The sequence below is a fragment of the Arachnia propionica genome (assembly GCF_003932785.1).
In the GTDB taxonomy this organism is placed as follows: domain Bacteria; phylum Actinomycetota; class Actinomycetes; order Propionibacteriales; family Propionibacteriaceae; genus Arachnia; species Arachnia propionica_B.
On record NZ_RQYT01000078.1, the window covers coordinates 1 to 5,148 of the forward strand.

General features: G+C 57.3%; 4 protein-coding genes. 3 read left to right on the forward strand and 1 reads right to left on the reverse strand.

The window, feature by feature from the left end; translation table 11 throughout:
- The first annotated feature begins 150 nt into the window (after positions 1-150).
- From EII35_RS15200 to EII35_RS15210, 3 genes are all read left to right on the forward strand, one after another.
- Positions 151-1,446 carry an ISL3 family transposase gene (locus EII35_RS15200; protein ID WP_125229306.1) on the forward strand — a complete coding sequence of 432 codons (1,296 nt, stop codon included), beginning with the start codon at positions 151-153 and terminating at the stop codon, positions 1,444-1,446.
- An 855-nt stretch (positions 1,447-2,301) separates the two neighbouring features.
- Entirely contained in the window at positions 2,302-3,246 is a 945-nt protein-coding gene (locus tag EII35_RS15205; RefSeq protein WP_125229307.1) for an ABC transporter ATP-binding protein, read from the forward strand.
- On the forward strand, positions 3,243-4,442 hold the full coding sequence (locus EII35_RS15210; RefSeq protein ID WP_125229308.1) for an ABC transporter permease: 1,200 nt from the start codon (positions 3,243-3,245) through the stop codon (positions 4,440-4,442). Before EII35_RS15205 ends, EII35_RS15210 begins: the two co-directional genes overlap by 4 nt.
- 283 nt (positions 4,443-4,725) lie before the next feature.
- Here the strand turns inward: EII35_RS15210 and EII35_RS15215 are convergent.
- Positions 4,726-5,148 (reverse strand): integrase core domain-containing protein (locus EII35_RS15215; protein WP_148098956.1); only part of this gene is annotated, 423 nt, incomplete at its 5' end.

Below are 5,148 nucleotides of genomic sequence, written 5' to 3' on the forward strand. Positions count from 1 at the left end.
GGCTCTTCACAGAAGGCAGTGGAGCCGAGGGCGGCTGTGGCATCTGAGCGACCCGCTCGGTGGCGCTCCGGAGGGTCGGGCTGGTAGTGGGGGCCCTCGGGTTGGCAGGATGAAGGTGTCTAAGCCACATCTGAAAACCCAAGGGCCCTTGTGCGAAACGCTACCCCACCCTGCCTCGATACGTTCTGCCGGCTGGACCGTCTCGGGCTGTCCGTGACCGCCCAGCGCGTCGAACCCGATCACACCGTGCTGCGCTGCCGCCCCACCACACCGCCATCGCCGTGTCCGGGCTGCGCCGGACCGGGGGTCCGGCACGATGCGGTGTTGCGCAGGTTGGCGCATGTGCCGTTGGGGTGGAAGCCGACGATCCTGGAGGTGGTGGTTCCGCGGTACCGGTGCTGGCCGTGTCGACGGATCTGGCGTCACAGCATCACGGCGGCGGCGCCGTCGAAGGGGAAGCTGTCGCGTGACGCGATCATGTTGGCGGTCAAGTCGATCGTGGTCGACCGGATGTCGATCGCCCGGGTCGCGGCCAACCTTGGCGTCGCGTGGAACACCACCTCGGATGCGATCCTAGCCGCTGGTACCGAGCTGCTCATCGACACCCCAGACCGGCTTGATGGTGTCACCACGGTCGGCGTCGATGAGCACGTGTGGCGGCATACCCGTCACGGCGACAAGTACGTCACCGTCATCATCGACCTGACCCCGACAAGGACCAGAACCGGTCCCTCACGCCTGCTGGCCGTGGTCGAGGGCCGCTCGAAGCAGGCGTTCAAGACCTGGCTCGAAGCCCAGACGAGGGCGTTTAGGGACCGGGTGGAGATCGTCGCGATGGACGGCTTCACCGGCTACAAGACCGCCGCCGTCGAAGCGATCGACACCGTGGTCACGGTCATGGATCCTTTCCATGTGGTGGCCCTGGTCGGGGACAAGCTCGACCGCTGCCGGCAGCGCGTCCAGCAGGAGACGCTGGGGCATCGGGGCCGCTCCGGTGACCCGCTCTACGGCATCCGACGCGTCGCCCGAACCCGGGCCGGGCTGCTCACCGAGAAACAGCAGCACCGGCTCGCGAAGGTGTTCGCCGACCAGCGGCATGTCGCGTTCGAGGTCACCTGGAGCATCTACCAAGACGTGATCGACGCCTACCAAGCCGACCATCCGGCGGAAGGGAAGAAGATCATGACCCGGGTGATCGACGCCATCAAGGCCGGGGTTCCCGCCGGCCTCGACGAGCTCCGCTCGCTCGGGCAGACGATGAAACGGCGCCGCGATGACATCCTCGCGTTCTTCGACCACCCAGGCACCTCGAACGGCCCCACCGAAGCGATCAACGGACTGCTCGAACACCTCCGCGGCACCGCCCGAGGCAGCATCGTCAACTACGTCGCCAGATGCCTACTCGACGCGGGCGGGTTCAGACCCCTGATCCACTCACTTCTGTGAAGAGCCCGTTTAGAAACGACCTCTCAACACCCAAAGTTGACAATCTGCACAGTATGTGGTTTAATGGATCTATGGCCACGCCGCAGTGGCCGCACAAGCGGCAACACAGCCCCCTCTGCGCAACAGCGTCGAGGACCACAGGTTCGCGCCCACTTAGCAGATACAGGATCACGCGAGGGAGTGGGCGCTATAGTTTGGATATGACTGTTGACAGAATACTCTATCTCGAACTGCGTGAGCTAGAGAACAAGGGCATAGTCCAGAGGATTTGTCATGCCGGAGGGCAGGGTGCAGCAAGTAAGTACAACGAACAACTCACAGAATCAAGACTCAAACATCTAACCCAACTATGTCCACAGTGGAGGGGACAGCCCTCGCTTGTTGGCACTGAGCCCCGTCAGAGAGGCGGACCATAATGATCCAGACGCCAGATAAGATCCAGAAATACACGACAGAACTGGCACGACGTCTTCGCCTGAGAGGGATGAACGAAAAGGAAGTCGAAGAGGCTGTTCGCATCGTAGCTTCCCGTTCCGCGAACAGTGGAACTTCCCCTTGGGTAGCTTTCGGCACCCCTCGCACTTGCGCAGAGAGGTTTGCCCCAAGGCCAGGAAGCTGCCCTACTGGCATCCGTCTCTACATCGTTGCTTGGTTCACCGCCACACTCGCCGGTTACCTACTCATCCTGTCGATTTATGCTGACAAGAACGACAAAATCCTAGGCTTCTTACCTCGCGGCACCGCTATATTCTTGGCCTGCACAGTTCTTTTGCTATGGGTCAGTTTTGTCGCGATTCGCATTGGCCGAAGGCCACGCACCACGCCCCCCCCTGCAGCCAAGGACAGGGGGAACCAATGACGGTCGTTGTCAACAGGCTCACCAAAACGTTTAAGAGCACCCGCGCCCTCAATTGTCTCACTTTCTCCTTACGCGAAGGAGAAATATTTGGTTTTGTAGGTTCAAATGGCGCAGGCAAGACGACAACCATGCGAATAATATTAGGAGTCCTCGCCCCCGATTCAGGAACGGTCACTTGGAACGGGAAATTCATAGGGATCCAGGAACGGCGAAAAATCGGATACATGCCAGAAGAGCGTGGACTGTATCCACGCATGAAAGTTGGGGAACAGCTAATATATCTCGCTCGCCTGCACACATTTTCCACGAAGGAGGCAAAGCACACTGTAAACAAATGGCTAGATCGCCTCGGATTAACTCCACGCACTAATGATGAATTGCAAGCATTGAGCTTGGGGAATCAACAGCGTGTACAACTTGCCGCAGCCCTGATTCACCAGCCCGCTCTCCTGATACTCGACGAGCCCTTCTCCGGACTAGATCCCATAGCTGTTGATGCAATGGTCGAGGTCCTCCGAGAATATACTGACACCGGCCACTCCGTGATGTTCTCATCGCACCAACTTGAACTTGTCGAGCGGGTAAGCGACAGTGTCGGGATATTGTCCCAAGGGACCTTGGTCGCAGCGGGAGCGATTAACGAACTCCGAAGTAGCGCCAAATCACGTTACGCCATTACCGCTGACCCAGGTGTCATCAGCAAAGCGGATCAATGGGTGTCCCAACTTCAAGGGACTTCCCTCATTTACAGAGACAATACTCAAGCTGTCATTGAATTCTCGAAAGCTAACTTCGACGAACAGGATTTGCTGCATACCGCACTGAGGACAGGCCCCGTTCGAGAATTTAGGCCAGTGATACCCAGCTTGGCGGACATATATCGAGAGCATGTCTCCTCAGATCTGGACAATGAGAACCGGAGGGCAAGGGAGGAACCATGAGCCCTTTTAAGACCATATCCTTGGTAGCCGGTCGAGAAATTCGCACTCGTTTATTCACCAAAACAAGCGTGCTCTCCGTGTCTATCGTCATAATTTTGATCATCGTGGCATTGTCAGCCGCCGCCTACTTAATCGGCAATTCAGACCGCATAGAGCCCGAGAAATTCGCGGTTACTCCACAGGCCTCAAATACCGCAGCCCTCATCAAAGCTAAGTCTGAAGAGAAGACCCCAACAAAACCGCTTGAACTCAGTTTAGCCCCCAGCAAAGATAACATCAAAAGGCTCATTGCTGACGGAGAAGCCGTAGCCGGCTTAGATTACCAAGAAGATTCCTACATACTCTACACGGGACCGGAGACTCCGCCCTTCATCATCGAAACCGCTCGGAACACCATTACCCAACTCGTCATCGACGCTGCCATTAAAGACCTCGGAGGAGACCCAAAAGAAATCAGGAACAAGATCGCAGCGTCGCCTCTTAAAGTAGATCACTCAGCAGCTGAGACATCTTGGAACCCGAGTAAGTTTTCGGTGTCAATGACTCTGATGGGCCTAACGCTATATCTGATAGTGTCAACAGGTTCAGCTTTAGCCACTGGAGTCGTTGAGGAAAAGACCAGCAGAATCGTGGAAATCCTCTTAGCGGCAATTAAACCCGAGCAACTGCTTGCGGGCAAAATAATAGGGATCGGGGCGGTAGGATTCGCCCATGTCTCGCTCGTCGTAACGGCAATCATAGGAGGCTTGAAGGCAACACGTCTAAATGAACTATTGGATATCTCCATCGATGCACCATTGTTATGGTCCTTGCTCTGGATGGTTCTCGGATTCATGCTATATTCAGTGCTCTGGGCGGGCGGTGCAGCTTTAGTTTCCCGGCAGGAAGACACGGGTTACATCACTGGACCACTAATGATGCTTCTCTTTATTCCTTTCTATGCAACCATGTTCTTAGTATCTAACTCACCAAACGGAATAACAGCTCAAGTGCTGACATACATCCCCTTCTCCGCTCCATTCGCGGCGCCAGTGCGATTCACATACGGCGCCATCTCCTACAGGGAAATGGCTTTCTCCAGCTTGATTTGCGTGATTCTGATCGTAATCCTTACTTTGGTGGCTGGGAGAGTTTACCAGCGGGGCATACTTCACATGGGCGGACGCTTGAAGCTGGGAACTGCTCTCCGCGGCTGACTCAGCGGCAGTGTCATAGGGTCGTGGCAACAGTGCTGGTCAAAAGTGGGAGGCTGTGTTGCGGCGGATGTTGACGATGACCGATCGGGCTGCGATCGCCCGGGGGGTTGGATCAGGCGTGGTCACTGCCTCGGGTTGCTGAGCGGATCGGTCGTGATGTCTCAGTGGTCTGGCGGGAGACCTGACTTAGAGGTGGTTTCATAACTGTTGGCGTGTTTGGATGAGGAATCGCATGGTGGTGTAGGCCGCGGCGAGGGTGAAGCGTCCTGAGTTTTTTCCGGGGTTAGGGCGCAACGGGTGTTGGGTCCTGGTGGTGAGTGTAGGCGACTTCGACTTCCGTGGGGGTGTGGTAGTTCAGGGCTTGGTGCAGGCGGGTTGTGTTCCACCAGTGGACCCAGCCCATGGTGGCCAGCTCGACGGCCTCGATGGACTCCCACACCCGTTTGGAGGCGATGAGTTCGGTCTTGTAGAGCCCGTTGACTGTCTCGGCCAGGGCGTTGTCGTAGGAGTCGCCCACGGTGCCCACAGAGGCTGTCACTCCTGCGGTGATCAGTGCCTGTGAGTACGCCAGGCTGACGTACTGGGAGCCTTTGTCGCTGTGGTGGATCAGGCCTTCATGGCCGCGGCTGGCGCCCGTGGACTGGAGGGCGTGCTCGAGGGCCAGTAGTGGCAGTGTGGTGGTGTGCAGGCTTGCTGAGACGGCCCA